Origin of the sequence: Pseudomonas sp. P4795, from assembly GCF_048822895.1 — a bacterium.
Taxonomy (GTDB): Bacteria; Pseudomonadota; Gammaproteobacteria; order Pseudomonadales; family Pseudomonadaceae; genus Aquipseudomonas.
Genome location: NZ_JBMFBT010000004.1, coordinates 469,003 through 489,568, shown reverse-complemented (window position 1 = coordinate 489,568; position 20,566 = coordinate 469,003). Strand labels below are relative to the sequence as shown.

Below are 20,566 nucleotides of genomic sequence, written 5' to 3'. Positions count from 1 at the left end.
GCCTCAGGCCTTGGCCCGGCTTTCCAGGACTTCTACGGCCGGCAGCACTTTGCCTTCGACGAATTCGAGGAACGCGCCACCACCGGTGGAAATGTAGGAGATCTTTTCCGCTACGCCATATTTATCGATAGCCGCCAGCGTATCGCCACCGCCAGCAATCGAGAACGCATCGCTCTCGGCGATGGCTTCGGCCAGCACTTTGGTGCCGTTGCCAAACTGGTCGAATTCAAACACGCCGACCGGGCCGTTCCACAGGATGGTTTTCGACGACTTCAGCAGTTCGGCGAAGTTGGCAGCGGTCTGCGGGCCGATGTCCAGAATCATATCGTCGGCAGCGACGTCAGCGATCAGCTTGACGGTGGCTTCAGCGGTTTCAGCAAATTCCTTGGCGACAACTACGTCGACTGGCAGCGGAACGCTGACTTTGGCGGCGATGGCGCGCGCAGTGTCGAGCAGGTCCGGCTCGTACAGCGACTTGCCGACCGGGTGACCGGCAGCAGCCAGGAAGGTGTTGGCGATGCCGCCGCCGACGATCAATTGATTGCAGATCTGGCTCAGGCTGTTCAGCACGTCGAGTTTGGTCGAGACCTTGGAGCCGGCAACGATGGCAGCCATCGGTTGCGCCGGAGCGCCCAATGCCTTGCCCAGTGCGTCCAGCTCAGCCGCCAGCAGCGGGCCGGCGGCAGCGACTTTGGCGAACTTGGCGACACCATGCGTCGAACCTTCGGCGCGGTGAGCGGTGCCGAAAGCATCCATCACGAACACGTCGCACAGGGCCGCGTATTGCTGGGCCAGTTCGTCAGCGTTCTTTTTCTCGCCCTTGTTGAAGCGCACGTTTTCGAACAGCACGATGTCGCCGGCCTTGACGTCAACGCCGCCAAGGTAATCGGCCACCAGCGGCACTTCGCGGCCCAGGGCCTTGCTCAGGTAGTCAGCAACAGGCTTGAGGCTGTTCTCGGCAGAGAATTCGCCTTCGGTCGGACGGCCAAGGTGCGAGCAGACCATCACCGCTGCGCCTTTTTCCAGGGCCAGCTTGATGGTCGGCAGCGAAGCCAGGATGCGCGCGTCGCTGGTGACAACACCGTCCTTGACTGGGACGTTGAGGTCTTCGCGGATCAATACGCGCTTACCTTGCAGATCGAGGTCGGACATCTTCAACACGGTCATGGGTCGCACTTCCTGAAATAGCTGTTCTTAAAGAGCAGGTTTTTTTGAAATCGCTGTTTGCAGATAGTGATCTGCAACGTCCAGCATTCGGTTGGCAAAACCCCATTCGTTGTCGAACCAGGCCAGGATGTTCACCAGCCGAGGGCCGGAAACGCGGGTCTGACTGGCATCGACGATGGCCGAATGTGGGTCATGATTAAAATCGCAGCTTGCGTGGGGAAGCTCGGTGTAAGCCAACAGGCCTTTGAGCGGGCCACTGGTGGCGGCGTCGCGCAGGATCCGGTTGACCTCGCTGGCGTCGGTGTCGCTCGCGGTCTGCATCGTGATGTCGAGGCAGGACACGTTGACCGTCGGCACACGCACGGCTTTGGCCTGAATTCGCCCGGCAAGTTCCGGCAGCAGGCGTTCGATGCCGCGCGCCAGACCAGTGGACACCGGGATCACCGACTGGAACGCCGAACGGGTGCGACGCAGGTCTTCGTGGTGATAGGCGTCGATCACTGGCTGATCGTTCATCGCCGAGTGAATCGTGGTGATGGACACGTAATCCAGACCGATCGCCTGATCGAGCAGACGCAACAGCGGCACGCCGCAGTTGGTGGTGCACGAGGCGTTGGACACCAGCAGTTCGTCGCCGGTCAGGCAATCCTGATTGACGCCATAGACGATGGTGGCGTCGACATCCGCCTCGCTGGCCATTGGCTGCGAGAACAACACCCGTGGCGCGCCGGCGTCGAGGAAACGCTGGCCGTCTTCACGGGTGTTGTAGGCACCGGAGCATTCGAGCACCAGATCGACGCCCAGCGACGCCCAATCGATGCCTTCGGGGGTGGCACTGCGCAGGACCTTCACGCAGTCGCCATTAATATGCAGACAATCGCCGTCGATCCGCACTTCGCCGGGAAACCGGCCGTGGGTGGAGTCGAAGCGTGTCAGGTATTCAATGCTGGCCATGTCAGCCAGATCGTTGATCGCGACAATTTCAAACCCAGCACTCGCCCCTCGCTCGAACAACGCACGCAAGACGCAACGACCAATCCGGCCGTAGCCGTTGAGTGCAACTTTGTAGGGACGCGGTTGAGGCATGGGGTTCTCGATAGAATTCGCTAACAACACAAGCCCTCTGTAGGAGCTGCCGAAGGCTGCGATCTTTTGATCTTGCTGTTTAAGAGATCAAGATCAATAGATCGCAGCCTTCGGCAGCTCCTACAAGAGAACGCGGTGGCCGGGGCCACCGCATTTGTACTGCTTAGTCTTCCAGCAGCTCTTCAGCCTGACCCAGGATGTTTTCCAGGGTGAAACCGAACTCTTCGAACAACGCCGAAGCCGGAGCCGATTCGCCGTAGGTGGTCATGCCGATCACACGACCTTCCAGACCCACGTACTTGAACCAGAAGTCGGCGTGCGCCGCTTCGATCGCGATACGCGCGCTGACTTGCAACGGCAAGACGGCTTGCTTGTAGCCCGCGTCCTGAGCGTCGAACGCGCTGGTGCAAGGCATGGAAACCACGCGTACCTTGCGACCCTGCTCGGTCAACTTGTCGTAAGCCTGAACAGCCAGACCGACTTCCGAACCGGTAGCGATCAGGATCAGCTCAGGCTCGCCTGCGCAGTCCTTCAACACGTAACCGCCACGGGCGATGTCGGCGATCTGGCCGGCATCACGGGTTTGGTGCTGCAGATTCTGGCGCGAGAAGATCAGCGCCGACGGGCCGTCCTTGCGCTCCAGAGCGTGTTTCCATGCCACTGCCGATTCAACGGCATCGGCTGGACGCCAGGTGTCGAGGTTCGGCGTGGTACGCAGGCTGGTCAATTGCTCGATTGGCTGGTGCGTCGGGCCGTCTTCGCCCAGACCGATGGAGTCGTGGGTGTAGACGTGGATCACACGCTGCTTCATCAGAGCGGACATGCGCACTGCGTTGCGCGCGTATTCCATGAACATCAGGAAGGTCGCGCCGTAAGGCACCAGACCGCCGTGCAGGGCGACGCCGTTCATGATGGCGGTCATGCCGAATTCGCGCACGCCGTAGTACATGTAGTTGCCGCTGGCGTCTTCAGCGTTGACGCCTTTGCAACCGCTCCACAGAGTCAGGTTGGAACCGGCGAGGTCAGCCGAACCGCCGAGCAGTTCCGGCAGCAGCGGGCCGAACGCGTTCAGGGTGTTCTGGCTGGCTTTACGGCTGGCGATGGTTTCGCCCTTGGCAGCCACTTCAGCGATGTAAGCCGAGGCTTTTTCGGAGAAATCGGCCGGCAGCTCGCCGCTCAGACGACGGATCAGTTCGTTGGCTTCGGTCGGGAATGCGGCGGAGTAAGCAGCGAAACGCTGATCCCACTCGGCTTCAACGGCGCGGCCGCTTTCCTTGGCATCCCACTCGGCATAGATGTCGGCCGGGATTTCGAACGGGCCGTGATTCCAGTTCAGCGCCTGACGGGTCAGAGCGATTTCCGCATCACCCAGCGGAGCGCCGTGGCAATCTTCTTTGCCTTGCTTGTTCGGCGAACCGAAACCGATGGTGGTCTTGCAGCAGATCAGGGTCGGCTGCGCGCTCTTGCGAGCGGTCTCGATGGCGATCTTGATTTCTTCAGGATCGTGACCGTCAACGTTGCGGATCACTTGCCAGTTGTAGGCTTCGAAACGCTTCGGCGTGTCATCGGTGAACCAGCCTTCGACTTCGCCGTCGATGGAGATGCCGTTGTCATCGTAGAAAGCGATCAGCTTGCCCAGGCCCAAAGTACCGGCCAGGGAAGCGACTTCGTGGGAAATGCCTTCCATCATGCAGCCATCACCCAGGAACACGTAGGTGTGGTGGTCGACGATGTTGTGGCCAGGACGGTTGAACTGCGCGCCCATGACTTTTTCTGCCAGGGCGAAGCCCACAGCGTTGGCCAGACCCTGACCCAACGGGCCGGTGGTGGTTTCAACGCCCGGGGTGTAACCCAGCTCCGGGTGACCCGGCGTACGGCTGTGCAGTTGACGGAATTGCTTGAGGTCGTCGATCGACAGGTCGTAACCGGTCAGGTGCAGCAGCGAGTAGATCAACATCGAGCCGTGGCCGTTGGACAGCACGAAGCGGTCACGGTCAGCGAACGATGGATTGCTCGGGTTGTGCTTGAGGTAGTCACGCCAAAGTACTTCGGCGATATCCGCCATACCCATCGGGGCACCGGGATGGCCGCTGTTGGCTTTTTGCACGGCATCCATGCTGAGGGCACGAATGGCGTTGGCACGCTCACGACGGCTAGGCATCGCTGATCTCCTGGGGGCTTGAATAAAACGAATCGGAAAAAAGGCGAGCATTTTCCCTCACCGGGACGCCTCGGGGCAATGACAGATAGTCATCCGAAGGCGTTTTTCCCATGGATAGCGGCGGTTTCGGCTGGTGAAACCTTTCCGCTACAGGTTTGTAGAGTTAACCGATCAGTGAGAAGTGCAAAAAAACGCCACCCATCGTGCAATATCAAAACTTTTTGATATTGGCCTTGCGGTGTTTTCCGGCCGTCTCTAGACTGCTGGCCCTATGAACTTACGTGTGCCCTCCATTCGCCATGACGACTGCGACGAGCTGGCGGCCTTGTGCAAGGCTGGCGGTGATCCGCTGCGGCTGAATGTCTTGCGCGCGCTGGCCAACGATTCGTTTGGTGTATTGGAGCTGGCGCAGATTTTCGGTATCGGTCAGTCCGGCATGAGCCATCACCTCAAGGTGTTGGCGCAAGCCGATCTGGTGGCGACGCGCCGCGAAGGTAATGCGATCTTTTATCGCCGCGCCCTCCCGCACACCGAACTGCTGGGCGGCAAGCTGCACGCCGCGCTGCTCGAAGAAGTCGATAATCTGATCCTGCCTGACGATGTACAGGCGCGGATCGCACAGGTTCACGGGCAACGGGCAGCCAATAGTCAGGACTTTTTCGCACGGGTGGCGGAGAAGTTTCGCGCCCAGCAAGATTTGATTGCCGGCCTGCCGCAATACCGTGAAAGCGTGCTGGCCCTGCTCGACAAGCTGAATTTCAAGGACGCTGCCACAGCTATTGAAGTCGGCCCCGGTGACGGTGCTTTTCTGCCGGAACTGGCGCGCCGCTTCAGCGCCGTGACTGCGCTGGACAACAGCGCGGCGATGCTCGAACTGGCGCGTCAGGTATGTATTCGTGAACAGCTGGCTAACGTCAGCCTGCAATTGGCCGATGCATTGAATGGCGTGAGCCTGCAGGCCGATTGCGTGGTGTTGAACATGGTGTTGCACCATTTCGCCGCGCCGGCCGATGCGCTCAAGCACATGGCCAACCTTCTGCAACCGGGCGGTAGCCTGCTCGTGACAGAGTTATGTAGCCACAACCAGAGTTGGGCCAGGGAGGCCTGCGGTGATCTGTGGTTGGGGTTTGAACAGGACGATTTGGCCCGTTGGGCCACCGCTGCGGGACTCGTTCCCGGGGAAAGCCTCTATGTAGGCTTACGTAATGGTTTCCAGATCCAGGTCCGCCATTTTCAGCGACCGGCTGGCGACACTCACCATCGGTAAATTCAGGAAAAAATCGAGATGAGCGAATACTCCCTCTTCACCTCCGAGTCCGTGTCCGAAGGGCACCCGGACAAAATCGCCGACCAGATTTCCGATGCGGTGCTGGACGCCATCATCACCCAGGACAAGCACGCACGCGTTGCGGTGGAAACCCTGGTCAAGACTGGCGTGGCCATCGTTGCCGGTGAAGTGACCACCAGCGCTTGGGTCGATCTGGAAGAGATCGTGCGTAACGTCATTCTCGACATCGGCTACAACAGCTCCGACGTCGGCTTCGACGGCGCGACCTGCGGCGTGATGAACATCATCGGCAAGCAGTCCCCTGACATCAACCAAGGTGTCGACCGTGCCAAGCCTGAAGATCAGGGCGCCGGCGACCAGGGCCTGATGTTCGGCTATGCGAGCAACGAAACCGACGTGCTGATGCCAGCACCGATCACCTTCTCGCACCAGCTGGTGCAACGTCAGGCCGAAGCGCGTAAATCGGGTCTGCTGCCTTGGCTGCGTCCGGATGCCAAGTCGCAAGTGACTTGCCGTTACGAAGGCGGCAAGGTTGTCGGTATCGATGCTGTTGTTCTGTCGACCCAGCACAACCCGGAAGTGTCGTACAAAGACCTGCGCGAAGGCGTGATGGAGCTGATCGTCAAGCACGTACTGCCTGCCGAACTGCTGAGCAAAGACACTCAGTTCCACATCAACCCGACCGGCCAGTTCATCATTGGCGGCCCGGTAGGTGACTGCGGTCTGACTGGTCGCAAGATCATCGTCGACAGCTACGGCGGCATGGCCCGTCACGGCGGCGGCGCGTTCTCCGGTAAAGATCCATCGAAGGTTGACCGTTCGGCGGCCTACGCGGGTCGTTACGTGGCGAAAAACATCGTTGCCGCCGGCCTGGCCGAGCGTTGCGAGATTCAGGTTTCCTACGCGATCGGTGTGGCTCAGCCTACGTCGATCTCGCTGAACACCTTCGGCACCGGCAAGATCAGCGACGACAAAATCGTCAAACTGGTGCGTGAAGTGTTCGACCTGCGTCCATACGCGATCACCACCATGCTCGACCTGCTGCACCCGATGTACCAGGAAACTGCAGCCTACGGCCACTTCGGCCGCACCTCGCAGACCAAGACTGTTGGCGAAGACACCTTCACCACCTTCACTTGGGAAAAAACCGACCGCGCCGACGCCCTGCGTTCTGCTGCCGGCCTGTAATTTTCTGGCTGCATGAAAAGCCCCGCACGGTTTGCGCCGTGCGGGGCTTTTTCATGCTCGAAGATCAAAAGATCGCAGCCTGCGGCAGCTCCTACACAGGAATTCGCCTTTGACTTTAACGCTGCGAAACAACCCGCAAAACACCCGCCCGACCTTGCTCAAAATCCTGACTAGCCTTCAGGGTTCCCTATGAGCAAGGACGCTCACGATGCGTTTTTCTTTCCTGATTCTACTTGGCTTCATCAGCCTCACTGCCCACTCCGCCCAATGCCCTAACTGGCCCGCTGACCAGGCAGAACGCGAAATCACCTCTCTGCAAACGCAGACCGACCGATGGGACGACGCCTACCACCGCGAAGGCCGATCCCTGATCGCCGACGAACTCTACGACCAATCCCGCTTGCGTCTGAGTGCATGGCGGCAATGTTTCAACCTTCCTGCAGCACCCGATCCCGTGCGCACGGCATCTGGCACGGTTGCGCATCCCATCGCCCACACTGGCCTGGAAAAACTCCACGACGCAACGGCCATTGAAGCCTGGCTGCGCGACCGCAAAGACGTTTGGATACAGCCAAAAATTGACGGCGTGGCAGTCACACTGGTTTATCGCGGCGGAAAGCTACATCAGGCAATCAGTCGCGGCGACGGGGTTCGCGGGCAGGTCTGGACGGTTTCTGCTCAGAAAATTGCAGCAATACCTCAACGATTGAATGGCCCACAAGATCTACTGGTACAGGGTGAGCTTTACTGGCGACTTGATAAGCATGTGCAGGCCCGCTCCGGCAGCCTCAACGCCCGCGCCATTGTCGCCGGACTGATGGGGCGCAAGACATTGAGCGCGGAGCAAGCGTCAGGAATAGGTCTGTTTGTCTGGGACTGGCCGCAAGGACCGGCTGATCTGCCTGCACGAAATTCGACCTTGGAGCAATTGGGTTTCGCTTCGACGTCGGCTTACAGCCAATCAATCACCAAACTCGCCGACGCAGAAAAATGGCGCGATCACTGGTATCGCTCTCCACTGCCCTTCGCCACCGACGGCGTGGTTCTGCGCCACAGTCAGCGGCCACCCGCCGAACGATGGCAAGCACGCCCACCCTACTGGGCCGTCGCCTGGAAATACCCGTTCGCCCAAGCGTTGGCCGATGTGCGCAAGGTCAACTTCAAGATCGGCCGCACCGGGCGCATCACGCCGGTGCTGGATCTGGAACCGGTGATGCTCGACGACCGGCAGATCAAACGGGTTAGCGTCAGTTCGCTCAAGCGCTGGCAAGAGCTGGACATTCGGCCCGGCGATCAGATTGCAATCAGTCTGGCCGGGCTGACAATCCCGCGTCTCGACAGTGTCGTGCTTCGTGCGACTGAACGTGCAGAAATGCACATTCCAGTCGCCAGTGACTTTCACCCACTAAGCTGCTGGCAACCGACGCCGGGCTGCGAGAGTCAGTTCCTCGCCCGCTTGACCTGGCTCAGCGGCAAAAAGGGCCTGGCGCTGACGCACGTCGGTCCCGGTACCTGGGAGAAACTTCTCGAAACAGGCCAGCTGAAAAGCCTGCTGGATTGGTTGACCCTCGACGGGCCAGAGCTTGCTAACATTGCCGGCCTCGGCGAGCGCAGTAGCATTCGCCTGCTGGAGAGTTTTCGCGGCGCCCGCCAGCGACCGTTCGCGCAGTGGCTCAAAGCCCTCGGACTGCCGCCGACCGGCCAGGCGCAATTGGCTGATTCATGGCAGGCGTTGGCACAACGTGACGCTGCACAATGGCAGGCAGAACCCGGAATCGGCCCCGGTCGCGCGGCGCAATTGAGCGCATTTTTCCGCGACCCGCAGGTGCTGGCCCTGAGAGACACCTTGCAAGCCGCCGGCATCGACGGCTTCTGAATATGTATCCCCGGCACGTCGGGAACCCAACGTCCACGGGGCGCTCCAACAGCGCAGCGCCCCACCGACCCGAATGTCTTTGCACATGGAGCTTTTATGAAATTTCTTGCACCGCTCGCCCTGCTGACACTTTGCGGCGTAATGGCTGCACCTCTGATGGCCGCCGAAGATGCGCCCGGCCTGACCGGTTGCGCTGCCAAGAAGCAGGGCATCATCAACCAGATCGAACAAGCCAAATCACGCGGCAACGCTGATCAGCAGGCGGGTCTGGAAACCGCTCTGCGCGAAGTGACTGAACACTGCACCGACGCTGGTCTGAAGAAAGAACGCGAAAACAAGGTGCTCGACGCCAAGCACGAAGTCAGCCAGCGCCAGGCTGATCTGGACAAGGCCATGAAGAAAGGCGATCCGGAAAAGATCGACAAACGCAAAAACAAACTCGCCGAGTCGCGCAAGGAACTGCAGGACGCGCTGGACGAACTGGACGAACTGGATAAGTAATCGACGATCCCTGTGGCGAGGGGATTTATCCCCGTTCGGCGGCGAAGCCGTCGCAAATCCAGTTTGCCGGTTATCCCTGACGAAACCCGATTGAATGGTTATGGGGCCGCTTCGCAGCCCAACGGGGATAAATCCCCTCGCCACAGTTATTCAGAGATTAATGATCACGAAATTCTTTATGGCAAGCGCTGCAGGCATCTTCAACCTTCTGCACCGCTGGCCCGAGATTGCTGGCCTTGTACGGCTGAACCTTGCTGGCAATCACCAATTCACCGGTGGCCGCTTCAAGGGTGCGGGCCATTTCTTGAAAGCGCGCCTGCTTCTGCCAGACATCGTCCTTGGCGCTGGTGTGATCTTCTTCGCGCACCTGCGGGAAATGTTTCCACGGTTCATGCGACAAGGCATCCAGCTTGACCGCGCCGTCGGCGAATTTCGGCCCGTCGAACGGAATGCGCCCGCGCAACATGCCTCCGAGGTCTTCGCCGGTCTTGAGCATCTGTTTGAAGATGGCCTTGCGCTGGCCCAGCGGGGAGTCTGGATCGACACCGCCACAGGCGGACAAGGTCAGGCAGGCCAGCAATACAACAGAAAGTCTTTTAAAAGTCATGGTGGCTTCAGGTCACGGAAATCGGCGGCCAGTATCCCCGCGTCACGGGCAAACACCAATAGCCCTATTAACAATAGGGTTGCATGAGCGCATGGAGCACTTCTGCAACCGGCACAGGAAAATCTCCATGAACAGCCGTTTCAAGGCCTGGCGTCATCCGCTCCTCGTCACCGTCCCGATGCTGGCAATGCTCGCTGGTTGTACGGGTGGAGACACTGAAAAACCGAAAACCCACGCACTGGCCACCTACTCCAGCGCGACATGGGAGGCATTGCCTGCCGTCACTGACAGCGACCTGGTGGCCGGTTTCGGCTCATGGCGCAGCGCTTGCACCCGACTCAAAGCCGACGCAGTCTGGGGTCCAACCTGCGCAGCGGCGGCCAATGTGCCGCAGAACGCCGGTGACATCCGCGCATTCCTCAAGCAGAACCTCGCGGTCTACGGGCTGCGCGCCGCCAACGACAATCCCAACGGTTTGATCACCGGTTACTACGAACCGGTGTACCCCGGCAGTCTGACCCAGACCGAAACGGCGAACGTGCCGGTGTACGGCGTACCCGAAGACATGATCATCGTCTCGCTGGACAGCATTTATCCAGAGCTGAAAGGCAAACGCCTGCGCGGGCGCCTTGAAGGTCGCGTACTCAAGCCTTACGACGACGCGGCGACCATCGAGAGCCAAGGCGTCAAGGCACCGGTGGTGGCATGGCTGACTGACCCGATGAACCTGCAATTTTTGCAGATTCAGGGTTCGGGACGGATTCAGACTGACGACGGTCGCCAATTGCGCATCGCCTACGCCGACCAGAACGGTCACCCATATCGACCAATTGGCCGCTGGCTGGTCGAGCAGGGTGAGCTGAAAAAGGAAGACGTGACCATGGGCGCGATCAGCAATTGGGCCAAGGCCAATCCGGCGCGCATTCCCGAACTGCTGGGCAGCAACCCGAGTTACGTGTTCTTCACCCGCAACCCGGACAGCAACGAAGGCCCGCGTGGGTCGTTGAATGTGCCGCTGACTGCCGGTTACAGCGCAGCCGTGGATCGCAAAGTGATTCCGCTGGGCAGCCTGTTGTGGCTATCGACCACGCGCCCAGACGGTACGGCGCTGGTACGGCCAGTGGCAGCGCAGGACACCGGCGGCGCAATTGCCGGCGAAGTGCGTGCGGATCTGTTCTGGGGCACCGGCGAAGCCGCCGGACAACTGGCCGGCGACATGAAACAGCAAGGGCAGATCTGGATGCTCTGGCCAAAAGGCGCGGCATTGCCGCAAGTGCCTCAGGTCGCAGACAAACCATAAAAGCCAAAGCTCGCAGACTGGTCCAGCCTGCGAGCTTTTTCAGGTTCAGACCGACACAAAAAAGAAACTGGCAATCAACCCCATCCCGACAAACCACACCAGCGAGCGCAACACCGCCCAGTCCGCCAGATAGCAAATGATGTACAGCAGGCGACTGGTGATAAACAGCACTGCCAGCACATTCACCGTCACCAACTGCGCCGTCCCCACCAGATGCGCGACCAGTACCGCCGCCGCAAATGCCGGGGTCACTTCAAAGCTGTTCAACTGCGCCGCATGCGCGCGTCGGGCCACGCCGTTAAGACTCTCAAGAAAATCCCGTGGGTCGTAATTATCCCGCAGCCTGAAGCCGCCGGAGACCTTGGCCACCACCGTGCACAGATACGGCAGAAAGATCGCGACCAACACACACCACAAAGCCACCGTCATAACGCAGTCCTTTTTTCAGAATTTGATTTCAGGCCGTCAGAACTTCATCACCAGCATGCCGATCAGTACCAGCCCACAGGCTAAGAGCCGTGGCCGGCCGAAAGGTTCTTTCAGGTAACGCATGCCGAACAACACCACCAGAATCACGCTGATTTCGCGCAGTGCTGCCGCTTCGGCAATCGAGCCCAATTGCATCGCCCATAGCACCAAAGCGTAGCTGAACAACACACAGAACCCGACCGCCAGCCCCAACTTCCATTGCTCGCGCCAGAACTGCAAAAACGCCGGGCGCCTGGCCACCCACGCCAGCAGCGGAAACGGCCAGGCACTGAGCAGCGTGACCCAGACCAGGTAATCCAGCGGATGCGACCAGCGCCGCAAGGCCTGGCCATCGATGAAGGTGTAGCAACCGATGCACAAGCCAATCAGCGCCACTACCGGCAGCATCGACCACGGCAAGCGCGCTCCGCCACCGCCCTGCCACAGCAGGCAGAGCATGCCGAGCGGGATCAGCAGAATACCGAAGATCTGCTGGGTGCTCAGCACTTCCCCGGCAAAGATCAGAGTCAGCGCCAGCACCACCAGTGGTGATAATCCGCGCATCAGCGGATAGACCAGCCCCAGATCGCCGACCCGATAAGCCTGAATCAGCAGATACCGATAAAGCAGCTCGAACGCCGCCGAGGCCAGAATCCATGGCCAGATTTCCAACGGCGGCAGGTTCACGAAGGGCAATGCCACGGCGACAAACAACAGCGCCACCGTGTCCATGCACGCCACCACCAGCAACCGCTCGGCGCTGAATTTGATCAGCGTATTCCACGCCGCATGCAGCAGCGCCGCCACCAACACCAAAGCCGTCGCCAGCACGTCCCACTCCCTATTATTTTTCACAACCCTCTGTAGGAGCTGCCGAAGGCTGCGATCTTTTGACGTTAACGTTCAAAAACAAGATCAAAAGATCGCAGCCTTCGGCAGCTCCTACAGAGGGGGATTAGTCGAATAGTCAGATTGTTGATTCGCGATGTGTCAGCTGCTGTTTATACTGCAAGCGACCACGCCGCACTCAGTTGCGCACAAACTAATTCCAATAATTGCTGCCTGCACCGCTCTCTTCCGAGATCGGTCGTCGGCCTGCGTATGCCTGATCAAAGCGTCAAGACTACCGACAAGAGACCTTGCGCATGCCCCTCGCCTTGCTTGCACTGGCCGTCGCCGCTTTCGGCATCGGCACCACCGAATTCGTCATCATGGGCCTGCTGCCCGATGTCGCCCGCGACTTATCCGTAAGCATTCCCGATGCCGGTCTGTTAATCACTGGCTACGCGCTGGGCGTGGTATTCGGCGCGCCAATCCTCGCGATCGCCACCGCAAACATGCCCCGCAAAGCCACACTGCTAGGCATGACGCTGATGTTCATTCTCGGCAACTTCCTCTGCGCGCTGGCGCCAAATTACGCGACGCTGATGGCCGCGCGAGTGGTCACCGCGTTGTGTCATGGCGCGTTCTTCGGCATCGGTTCGATAGTTGCCGCCGGCCTCGTCGCGCCGAACAAACGCGCTCAGGCAATTGCCATGATGTTTACCGGCCTGACCCTGGCCAACGTCCTCGGCGTGCCGCTCGGCACAGCGCTCGGCCAGTACGCGGGCTGGCGCTCAACCTTCTGGGCCGTTTCGGTGATCGGTGTGATCGCCGCACTCGCGCAATGGCTGTGGCTGCCGAAACACATCGCCATGAACAAGGCCAATCTGGCCAGCGAATTCAAAGTGCTGGGCAAGGCCAACGTTTTGTTGGCGCTGGCCATGAGCGTGTTGGCGTCGACCAGCCTGTTCAGTGTGTTCACCTACATCGCGCCGATCTTGCAGGACATCACCGGGGTCAGCCCGCATGGCGTAACCGTGATGCTGCTGCTGTTCGGCGTTGGCTTGACCGGCGGCAGCATGCTCGGCGGACGCTTGGCCGATAGCCGACTGCTGCCTTCTCTGGTGGGCGTGGCACTGGCGGTGGTAGTGATTCTGGCGGCATTCAGCCAGACCAGCCGCTCGCTAATTCCAGCGGCGATCACGCTGGTGCTGTGGGGGATTTTTGCTTTTGCGCTGTGCCCGATTTTGCAATTGCTGATCATTGATCAAGCGCATGAAGCGCCGAATCTGGGTTCGACGCTGAATCAGAGCGCGTTCAATCTGGGCAATGCGGCCGGGGCGTGGATTGGCGGGTTGGTGGTAGCCAGCGGCGCGGATCTGGCGGACCTGCCTTGGACCGGGGCACTGGTCGGGGTGTTGACTGTCCTCACGGCGCTGTTCTTTATTTATCTGCAACGGCGCAATGCTACTGCGGTCCATGTGGCCGGCTGACTGTCTGGGGACACAATTGTGTCCCCGCTCCGCAACTGCCCATCCAACCCATGCGCCGAAGAATCACGGCGCTGTCTTTCCAACCCTCCATCCAAAGGACCCCGGATGCTTGAACTTGTAGCCGCTTTCATCTGCCTCACCACCCTCCTCACCTACGTCAACTTCCGCTTCATCGGCCTGCCACCGACCATCGGCGTTATGGTCACGGCGCTGATGTTTTCCCTGCTGTTGCAAGGCCTGAGTCTGCTCGGCTACCCCGGTCTTGAAGAGCGCGTGCAACAGCTGATCGGCCAGATCGACTTCGGCGACCTGTTGATGAACTGGATGCTGTCGTTCCTGCTGTTCGCCGGCGCCCTGCACGTCAATCTGAATGACCTGCGCAGCTACCGCTGGCCAATCGGCCTGTTGGCGACCTTCGGCGTATTGATCGCCACCGCCGTGATCGGCAGCCTGGCTTATTACATCTTTGCCCTGTTCGGCTGGCACGTCAGCTACCTGTACTGCCTGTTGTTCGGCGCACTGATTTCGCCGACCGACCCGATTGCGGTGCTCGGCGTGTTGCGGACCGCCAATGCCTCGAAGCCATTGAAGACCACCATCGTCGGCGAGTCGCTGTTCAACGACGGCACGGCGGTGGTGGTGTTCACCGTGCTGCTGGGCATCGCGCAATTGGGCGAGACGCCGACGGTTGGTGCCACCGCGATGCTGTTCGTGCATGAGGCGATTGGCGGCGTGCTGTTCGGCGGGTTGATCGGTTATCTGGTGTACCTGATGATCAAGAGCATCGAGCAGCATCAGATCGAAGTCATGCTGACCCTCGCGCTGGTGATCGGCGGTTCGGCGATGGCCACCGAGCTGCATGTCTCGGCGCCGATTGCGATGGTGGTGGCCGGTCTGATCATCGGCAACCTCGGACGCAATCTGGCGATGAACGACATGACCCGTAAATACCTGGACGGCTTCTGGGAATTGCTCGATGACATGCTCAACGCCCTGCTGTTCGCCTTGATCGGCATGGAGCTGTTGCTGCTGCCGTTCAACTGGTCGCACGTGGCGGCGGCGAGCATGCTCGCGGTAGCGATTCTGGCGTCGCGCTTGCTGACCGTGGCGCCAGCGATTGTCCTGCTGCGGCGCTGGCGCACTGTGCCACGCGGCACCATCCGCATCCTGACCTGGGGCGGGTTGCGCGGCGGTGTCTCGGTGGCATTGGCACTGGCACTGCCGCTGGGCCCGGAGCGTGATCTGTTGCTCAGCATCACTTACATCGTGGTGCTGTCATCGATCCTGCTGCAAGGCCTGACCATCGGCAAACTGGTCAAGCACGCAACTCGCGACGAGCCGGCCGACGCCAGTGTGCCAGCGCACCACTGATCACTTTTTGATCTGCTGCGGATCAGGTTTTTCGGCCTGATCCGCAGCCTTCTTCGCCGCCGGTTCTTTCGGCGCGCCGCTCTCGCTGCGAATCTGCGCATGGCTGATCAGCGCGAAGATGAAACTCCCGCCGATGATATTGCCCGCCAGTGTCGGCCCGGCAAACACCATCCAGAAATCACTCCACGGCAGCTCGCCGGCAAATACCAGATACGACACCTCTGCCGAACCGACCACGATGTGCGTGAAGTCACCGAGCGCCATCAAGTAGGTGATGAGGATGATGATCCACATCTTCGCGCTCTCCATCGACGGGATCATCCAGACCATGGTGGCGATCATCCAGCCGGACACGATGCCCTTGGCGAACATCTGGCCAGCGTCGTTTTCCATGATCTTGTGCCCGATTTCGAGGAAAGCCAGATCGGTCTTGCTGTCGAAAATCGGTAGTTCGAGCATCACGTAGGCCACCAGAATCGTGCCGCACAGGTTGCCGACCAGTACCACTGTCCAGAGTCGGATCAGCCGCCCGAAGTTCGCCAGGGTGGGTTTGGTCATCACCGGCAACACGGCGGTCAATGTGTTTTCGGTGAAGAGTTGCTGGCGCGCGAGGATGACTGCGAGAAATCCGGCGCAGTAGCCGAAGCTGGCGATCACCTTGAACTCTTCGCCGTCGGGCAAGCGCGAGTTGAGCAGACCCATGCCCATCAGCGACAGGCCCATGGTCAGACCAGCCGCGAGCGCCGACCACCAGAGCGCGGCGATGCTGCGCTCGAGTTCCTGATCGCCCTGAGTGCGAATGATTTCATGCAGAACCGCCGCGCGGGGCGGCTGGTTTTTCTCGACTTCATGTTGTTCCTGAGCCGAGAGATCGGGGGTCTTGCCGTCTGTTGGAGTCGTCATGGCGTGTGAACCGTGGGGGTGTCGTTTAGCTACGACCCCTGCGGCCTGGAATACGTTCTGTGGGCGCTGCGCAAATCCTTATATGTACGCCGGACATGTAGGAGCTGCCGCAGGCTGCGATCTTTTGATCTTGTTTTTAAATAGCCAAAGTCAAAAGATCGCAGCCTGCGGCAGCTCCTACAGGGCTCGCATTACTCGCTGACTAGTTCATCTTCCTGAAACTGGTCTTTGACGTACTTGATTTCAGTGCGCCCGTGCGGTGCCGGCAGCCCATCCTCGCCGAGGTTCACGAAGACCATTTTCTCGACCGTCAGAATGCTTTTGCGGGTGATCTTGTTGCGTACTTCGCAGGTGAGGGTGATCGAGGTGCGGCCGAATTCGGTGGCGGTGATGCCCAGTTCGATGATGTCGCCCTGGCGCGAGGCGCTGACGAAATTGATTTCGGAAATGTACTTGGTCACCACGCGCTGATTGCCCAACTGGACGATCGCGTAGATCGCTGCTTCTTCGTCGATCCAGCGCAGCAGGCTACCGCCAAACAGCGTGCCGTTGGGGTTGAGGTCTTCGGGTTTTACCCATTTGCGGGTGTGGAAATTCATGTTCACTCCTGAGCGTCTGGCCGAATGATGGGCGCCATCATGGCAGACCGGGCGGTCACGCTCCATGACCGATCCGCTATGGTCATGATTGGCAATCTTCATTTGTCCGACAGAAACCCTTTGGAAGATCAGCCCGGACAGCTATAATCGCGCCCGTTTCAAAACGGTAATGTTCACTTGCTACCGTTTTCCCGCCACCTGTCCGAGGGGCGCTGCAGCAGGTACAACCTGTCAGGCTCGGATGGGGCGTTGACCGGCCTGGTGCCGGACACTAAACGCACAACGGCGCCCATTCGCATACATTACGAATGGAGGCTCTTCATGAGCGCTGTTATCACGCCTGCAGATTTTACCGATTACAAAGTTGCCGACATGTCCCTGGCTGCCTGGGGCCGTCGCGAAACCATCATCGCCGAATCGGAAATGCCGGCTCTGATGGGTCTGCGTCGCAAGTACTCCGGCGAACAGCCGTTGAAAGGCGCCAAAATCCTCGGCTGCATCCACATGACCATTCAGACTGCCGTGCTGATCGAAACCCTGGTTGCCCTGGGTGCCGAAGTGCGCTGGTCGTCCTGCAACATTTTCTCGACTCAGGATCAGGCTGCTGCCGCTATCGCTGCTGCCGGCATCCCGGTTTTCGCCTGGAAAGGCGAGACTGAAGAAGAGTACGAATGGTGCCTGGAGCAAACCATCCTGAAAGATGGCGCGCCATGGGATGCCAACATGATCCTCGACGACGGCGGCGACCTGACTCAGCTGCTGCACGACAAGTACCCACAGGTGCTGGATCGCGTTCACGGCGTGACCGAAGAAACCACCACCGGCGTACACCGTCTGCTGGACATGCTGGCCAAGGGCGAACTGCGCATCCCGGCCATCAACGTCAACGACTCGGTGACCAAGTCCAAGAACGACAACAAGTACGGCTGCCGTCACAGCCTGAACGATGCGATCAAGCGCGGTACTGACCACCTGCTGTCCGGCAAGCAAGCGCTGGTCATCGGTTACGGTGATGTGGGCAAGGGTTCGGCTCAGTCCCTGCGCCAGGAAGGCATGATCGTCAAGGTCTCCGAAGTCGACCCGATCTGCGCCATGCAAGCCTGCATGGACGGTTTCGAACTGGTTTCGCCGTTCATCGACGGGATCAACGACGGCACCGAAGCCAGCATCGATAAAGCACTGCTGGGCAAGATCGACCTGATCGTGACCACCACCGGCAACGTCAATGTTTGCGACTCGAACATGCTCAAAGCCCTGAAGAAGCGCGCTGTTGTCTGCAACATCGGCCACTTCGACAACGAAATCGACACCGCTTTCATGCGCAAGAACTGGGCATGGGAAGAAGTGAAGCCACAGGTACACAAGATTCACCGTACCGGCCCGGGCGCGTTCGACGCTCAGAACGACGACTACCTGATCCTGCTGGCCGAAGGCCGTCTGGTGAACCTGGGCAACGCCACCGGTCACCCGAGCCGCATCATGGACGGTTCGTTCGCCAACCAGGTTCTGGCGCAGATCTTCCTGTTCGGCCAGAAGTACGCCGACCTGTCGCCAGCCCAGAAAGCCGAGCGTCTGACGGTTGAAGTACTGCCGAAGAAACTCGACGAAGAAGTGGCTCTGGAAATGGTTCGCGGCTTCGGCGGCGTGGTCACGCAACTGACCAAGCAACAGGCTGACTACATCGGCGTAACCGTCGAAGGCCCGTTCAAGCCGCACGCTTACCGCTACTGATTAGCTGAGCGTCAACGCGGTGTGCCCGGCACACCGCGCTGCCTGACTGGCGCTGCTGATCGTTCTGTGTAGGAGCTGCCGCAGGCTGCGATCTTTTGATCTTCAAAGATCGCAGCCTGCGGCAACTCCTACAGGGATGCAGCGTCCGGCTTTCGTGTTTGCAAGGATATGACCATGTCCCAAGACCGTCGCTACAGCTTCGAGTTCTTCCCGACCAAGACCGATGCTGGGCATGAAAAGCTGCTCAACGTTGCCCGTCAGTTGGCAACGTACAATCCCGATTTCTTCTCCTGCACCTATGGCGCTGGCGGTTCGACCCGTGATCGCACGCTGAACACCGTGTTGCAGCTGGAAAGCGAAGTCAAAGTACCCGCCGCCCCGCACATGTCGTGCGTTGGCGACAGCAAGGACGACCTGCGCGGCCTGCTGAACGAGTACAAGGCTGCCGGCATCAAGCGCATCGTTGCCCTGCGTGGTGACCTGCCATCCGGCATGGGCATGACCAGCGGCGAGCTGCGTCACGCCAATGAGCTGGTTGAATTCATTCGTGAAGAAACCGGCGATCATTTCCACATCGAAGTTGCCGCTTACCCGGAGATGCATCCGCAAGCGCGCAATTACGAAGACGATCTTGCCCATTTCGTGCGCAAGGCCCAGGCCGGCGCCGACAGCGCGATCACCCAGTACTTCTTCAACGCCGACAGCTACTTCTACTTTGTCGACCGTTTGCAGGCGCTGGGCGTGGATATTCCGGTGGTACCGGGGATCATGCCGATCACCAACTACAGCAAACTCGCGCGCTTCTCCGATGCCTGCGGTGCGGAAATTCCGCGCTGGATCCGCAAGCAACTGGAAGCCTATGGCGATGACAGCCAAAGCATTCAGCGCTTTGGTGAGCAAGTCGTCAGCGAGATGTGCGAACGCCTGTTACAGGGCGGCGCACCGGGGCTGCACTTCTATTCCATGAACCAGGCTGAGCCTAGCCTGGCGATCTGGAATAACCTGAAGTTGCCGCGCTAAGCGTCACAGCAAGATCAAAAGATCGCAGCCTCCGAAGCTGCGATTTTTTGCTTTTGAATCCCCGATTTAGAGCTTGTGCCGGCAGTTTCTGGCTCTTTGCCGTTTCTCGTCGTAATCTCAAGCCATGCCTTTGATCACGCAGTTATTCACCGTGCTGGTTTTCGCTTGCCTGAGCTTTGCCGCTCGGGGCGAGAAGCTGCGCATTGTCACCGAACCGTGGGCGCCGTACGTCTACGAAGAAGGCGGCAAGAACCTCGGCCTCGATTACGAAACCACGGCGATTGTGTTCCAGCGGCTGGGGATTGAAGTCGATTGGCAATTCCTGCCGTGGAAGCGTTGCTTGTCCATGCTCGAGACCGGCCAGGCCGACGGCGCACTGGATATATTCCACAGCGCCGAGCGCGACGCGACCCTGCTCTACCCCAGCGAACCGCTGTCGGACGTGGAGTTCGTGATGTTCTACGCCAATGAGCGTCCGCATCCATTTCGCACGCTGGACGAACTGAAAGGCCTGACCATCGGCACTTCGCCCGGCTATCTCTATAGTCCCGACTTCAGCGAGTCGACCCTGTTCACCCGCGAACCCGCACCGACCCACGAAGCCAACTTCGGCAAGCTGGAACGCGGGCGCATCGACTTGTTGATCACCGACCGCCGCGTCGGTCAGCATTTGCTCGATGAACTGGGAATCCGGGACAAAATCAGCGAAAACCCGACCGTGATCAGCCGTCAGAGCCAGTTTCTGGCCGTTCGGCGCAATGCCGGGATGGATTTGCTGGTGCAGCGTTTCGGCGCAGAACTCAAGCGTTTCAAGCGTGAACCGGCGTATGCCGAGCTGAGTGCGCGCTACGGCGCAGCCCCGGCACTCGCCGCACCGCTGGGCAGCGCCACCGCCAACAGTAAAACCGTTGAGCAGCAGGAAAGCGGCGCGCAGTGATTGCTCTGTTATACTCCGGCGTTCCCGCCAGGCTCACGCCCGGACGCC

Annotated in this window: 18 protein-coding genes and 1 riboswitch; of the genes, 10 read left to right on the top strand and 8 right to left on the bottom strand. The window is 59.7% G+C overall.

Annotated elements, in window-relative coordinates; all coding sequences use genetic code 11:
- Positions 1-3 precede the first annotated feature (3 nt).
- From ACOI8A_RS14360 to tkt, 3 genes are all read right to left on the bottom strand, one after another.
- Positions 4-1,167 carry a phosphoglycerate kinase gene (locus ACOI8A_RS14360; RefSeq protein WP_420647317.1) on the bottom strand — a complete coding sequence of 388 codons (1,164 nt, stop codon included), beginning with the start codon at positions 1,165-1,167 and terminating at the stop codon, positions 4-6.
- Positions 1,168-1,194: 27 nt separating this feature from the next.
- Positions 1,195-2,253, bottom strand: coding sequence for an erythrose-4-phosphate dehydrogenase (gene epd, locus ACOI8A_RS14355; RefSeq protein ID WP_420647318.1), 1,059 nt, complete (start codon positions 2,251-2,253; stop codon positions 1,195-1,197).
- Positions 2,254-2,416: 163 nt separating this feature from the next.
- Positions 2,417-4,414, bottom strand: a complete 1,998-nt coding sequence (tkt, locus tag ACOI8A_RS14350; RefSeq protein ID WP_420647319.1) for a transketolase — start codon at positions 4,412-4,414, stop codon at positions 2,417-2,419.
- A 271-nt stretch (positions 4,415-4,685) separates the two neighbouring features.
- Between tkt and ACOI8A_RS14345 the strand changes: the two genes are divergently transcribed.
- The 4 genes from ACOI8A_RS14345 to ACOI8A_RS14330 all read left to right on the top strand — a co-directional run bounded on the left by ACOI8A_RS14345 (position 4,686) and on the right by ACOI8A_RS14330 (position 9,267).
- Positions 4,686-5,681: an ArsR/SmtB family transcription factor gene (locus ACOI8A_RS14345; protein WP_420647320.1), complete on the top strand. Its 996-nt coding sequence runs from the start codon at positions 4,686-4,688 to the stop codon at positions 5,679-5,681.
- A gap of 18 nt (positions 5,682-5,699) precedes the next feature.
- On the top strand, positions 5,700-6,890 hold the full coding sequence (gene metK, locus ACOI8A_RS14340) for a methionine adenosyltransferase (protein WP_420647321.1): 1,191 nt from the start codon (positions 5,700-5,702) through the stop codon (positions 6,888-6,890).
- A gap of 208 nt (positions 6,891-7,098) precedes the next feature.
- Complete coding sequence (gene ligB, locus ACOI8A_RS14335) at positions 7,099-8,766, top strand: NAD-dependent DNA ligase LigB (RefSeq protein ID WP_420647322.1); 1,668 nt, start codon at positions 7,099-7,101, stop codon at positions 8,764-8,766.
- Between the two features lie 96 nt (positions 8,767-8,862).
- Entirely contained in the window at positions 8,863-9,267 is a 405-nt protein-coding gene (locus tag ACOI8A_RS14330; protein ID WP_420647323.1) for a DUF1090 domain-containing protein, read from the top strand.
- Positions 9,268-9,424: 157 nt separating this feature from the next.
- Here the strand turns inward: ACOI8A_RS14330 and ACOI8A_RS14325 are convergent, their stop codons facing one another.
- Positions 9,425-9,874: a c-type cytochrome gene (locus tag ACOI8A_RS14325; RefSeq protein ID WP_420647324.1), complete on the bottom strand. Its 450-nt coding sequence runs from the start codon at positions 9,872-9,874 to the stop codon at positions 9,425-9,427.
- A 127-nt stretch (positions 9,875-10,001) separates the two neighbouring features.
- On the opposite strand from ACOI8A_RS14325, the gene ACOI8A_RS14320 reads away from it, so the two are divergent.
- Positions 10,002-11,174 carry a murein transglycosylase A gene (locus tag ACOI8A_RS14320; protein ID WP_420647325.1) on the top strand — a complete coding sequence of 391 codons (1,173 nt, stop codon included), beginning with the start codon at positions 10,002-10,004 and terminating at the stop codon, positions 11,172-11,174.
- A 45-nt stretch (positions 11,175-11,219) separates the two neighbouring features.
- On the opposite strand, the gene ACOI8A_RS14315 is transcribed toward ACOI8A_RS14320, so the two are convergent.
- Positions 11,220-11,603, bottom strand: a complete 384-nt coding sequence (locus tag ACOI8A_RS14315; RefSeq protein ID WP_420647326.1) for an MAPEG family protein — start codon at positions 11,601-11,603, stop codon at positions 11,220-11,222.
- A gap of 36 nt (positions 11,604-11,639) precedes the next feature.
- Positions 11,640-12,473, bottom strand: coding sequence for an EamA family transporter (locus ACOI8A_RS14310; RefSeq protein ID WP_420647327.1), 834 nt, complete (start codon positions 12,471-12,473; stop codon positions 11,640-11,642).
- A gap of 314 nt (positions 12,474-12,787) precedes the next feature.
- On the opposite strand from ACOI8A_RS14310, the gene ACOI8A_RS14305 reads away from it, so the two are divergent.
- Together ACOI8A_RS14305 and ACOI8A_RS14300 are read left to right on the top strand one after the other, a co-directional pair.
- Complete coding sequence (locus ACOI8A_RS14305) at positions 12,788-13,957, top strand: MFS transporter (protein ID WP_420647328.1); 1,170 nt, start codon at positions 12,788-12,790, stop codon at positions 13,955-13,957.
- A 105-nt stretch (positions 13,958-14,062) separates the two neighbouring features.
- Positions 14,063-15,328 carry a cation:proton antiporter gene (locus ACOI8A_RS14300; protein ID WP_420647329.1) on the top strand — a complete coding sequence of 422 codons (1,266 nt, stop codon included), beginning with the start codon at positions 14,063-14,065 and terminating at the stop codon, positions 15,326-15,328.
- Here the strand turns inward: ACOI8A_RS14300 and ACOI8A_RS14295 are convergent, their stop codons facing one another.
- On the bottom strand, positions 15,329-16,231 hold the full coding sequence (locus ACOI8A_RS14295; RefSeq protein WP_420647330.1) for a formate/nitrite transporter family protein: 903 nt from the start codon (positions 16,229-16,231) through the stop codon (positions 15,329-15,331).
- A 191-nt stretch (positions 16,232-16,422) separates the two neighbouring features.
- Positions 16,423-16,830 carry an acyl-CoA thioesterase gene (locus ACOI8A_RS14290; protein WP_007913723.1) on the bottom strand — a complete coding sequence of 136 codons (408 nt, stop codon included), beginning with the start codon at positions 16,828-16,830 and terminating at the stop codon, positions 16,423-16,425.
- 198 nt (positions 16,831-17,028) lie between these two features.
- A riboswitch (S-adenosyl-L-homocysteine riboswitch) is annotated at positions 17,029-17,128 on the top strand.
- Positions 17,129-17,151: 23 nt separating this feature from the next.
- On the opposite strand from ACOI8A_RS14290, the gene ahcY reads away from it, so the two are divergent.
- The 3 genes from ahcY to ACOI8A_RS14275 all read left to right on the top strand — a co-directional run bounded on the left by ahcY (position 17,152) and on the right by ACOI8A_RS14275 (position 20,518).
- Complete coding sequence (ahcY, locus tag ACOI8A_RS14285; protein WP_420647331.1) at positions 17,152-18,561, top strand: adenosylhomocysteinase; 1,410 nt, start codon at positions 17,152-17,154, stop codon at positions 18,559-18,561.
- 174 nt (positions 18,562-18,735) lie between these two features.
- Positions 18,736-19,581: a methylenetetrahydrofolate reductase [NAD(P)H] gene (gene metF / locus ACOI8A_RS14280; protein WP_420647332.1), complete on the top strand. Its 846-nt coding sequence runs from the start codon at positions 18,736-18,738 to the stop codon at positions 19,579-19,581.
- 124 nt (positions 19,582-19,705) lie between these two features.
- Entirely contained in the window at positions 19,706-20,518 is an 813-nt protein-coding gene (locus tag ACOI8A_RS14275) for a substrate-binding periplasmic protein (RefSeq protein WP_420647333.1), read from the top strand.
- The last annotated feature ends 48 nt before the right edge of the window (positions 20,519-20,566 follow it).

Bases quoted from the DNA above. Each gene is read 5' to 3' on its own strand.
- ACOI8A_RS14300 (WP_420647329.1), top strand. From the start codon at position 14,063: ATGCTTGAACTTGTAGCCGCTTTCATCTGCCTCACCACCCTCCTCACC.
- ACOI8A_RS14305 (WP_420647328.1), top strand. From the start codon at position 12,788: ATGCCCCTCGCCTTGCTTGCACTGGCCGTCGCCGCTTTCGGCATCGGC.
- ACOI8A_RS14320 (WP_420647325.1), top strand. From the start codon at position 10,002: ATGAACAGCCGTTTCAAGGCCTGGCGTCATCCGCTCCTCGTCACCGTC.
- epd (WP_420647318.1), bottom strand. From the start codon at position 2,253: ATGCCTCAACCGCGTCCCTACAAAGTTGCACTCAACGGCTACGGCCGG.
- ACOI8A_RS14295 (WP_420647330.1), bottom strand. From the start codon at position 16,231: ATGACGACTCCAACAGACGGCAAGACCCCCGATCTCTCGGCTCAGGAA.
- ACOI8A_RS14315 (WP_420647326.1), bottom strand. From the start codon at position 11,603: ATGACGGTGGCTTTGTGGTGTGTGTTGGTCGCGATCTTTCTGCCGTAT.
- metF (WP_420647332.1), top strand. From the start codon at position 18,736: ATGTCCCAAGACCGTCGCTACAGCTTCGAGTTCTTCCCGACCAAGACC.
- ligB (WP_420647322.1), top strand. From the start codon at position 7,099: ATGCGTTTTTCTTTCCTGATTCTACTTGGCTTCATCAGCCTCACTGCC.
- tkt (WP_420647319.1), bottom strand. From the start codon at position 4,414: ATGCCTAGCCGTCGTGAGCGTGCCAACGCCATTCGTGCCCTCAGCATG.
- ACOI8A_RS14290 (WP_007913723.1), bottom strand. From the start codon at position 16,830: ATGAATTTCCACACCCGCAAATGGGTAAAACCCGAAGACCTCAACCCC.
- ACOI8A_RS14360 (WP_420647317.1), bottom strand. From the start codon at position 1,167: ATGACCGTGTTGAAGATGTCCGACCTCGATCTGCAAGGTAAGCGCGTA.
- ACOI8A_RS14275 (WP_420647333.1), top strand. From the start codon at position 19,706: ATGCCTTTGATCACGCAGTTATTCACCGTGCTGGTTTTCGCTTGCCTG.
- ACOI8A_RS14325 (WP_420647324.1), bottom strand. From the start codon at position 9,874: ATGACTTTTAAAAGACTTTCTGTTGTATTGCTGGCCTGCCTGACCTTG.
- metK (WP_420647321.1), top strand. From the start codon at position 5,700: ATGAGCGAATACTCCCTCTTCACCTCCGAGTCCGTGTCCGAAGGGCAC.
- ACOI8A_RS14345 (WP_420647320.1), top strand. From the start codon at position 4,686: ATGAACTTACGTGTGCCCTCCATTCGCCATGACGACTGCGACGAGCTG.
- ACOI8A_RS14330 (WP_420647323.1), top strand. From the start codon at position 8,863: ATGAAATTTCTTGCACCGCTCGCCCTGCTGACACTTTGCGGCGTAATG.
- ahcY (WP_420647331.1), top strand. From the start codon at position 17,152: ATGAGCGCTGTTATCACGCCTGCAGATTTTACCGATTACAAAGTTGCC.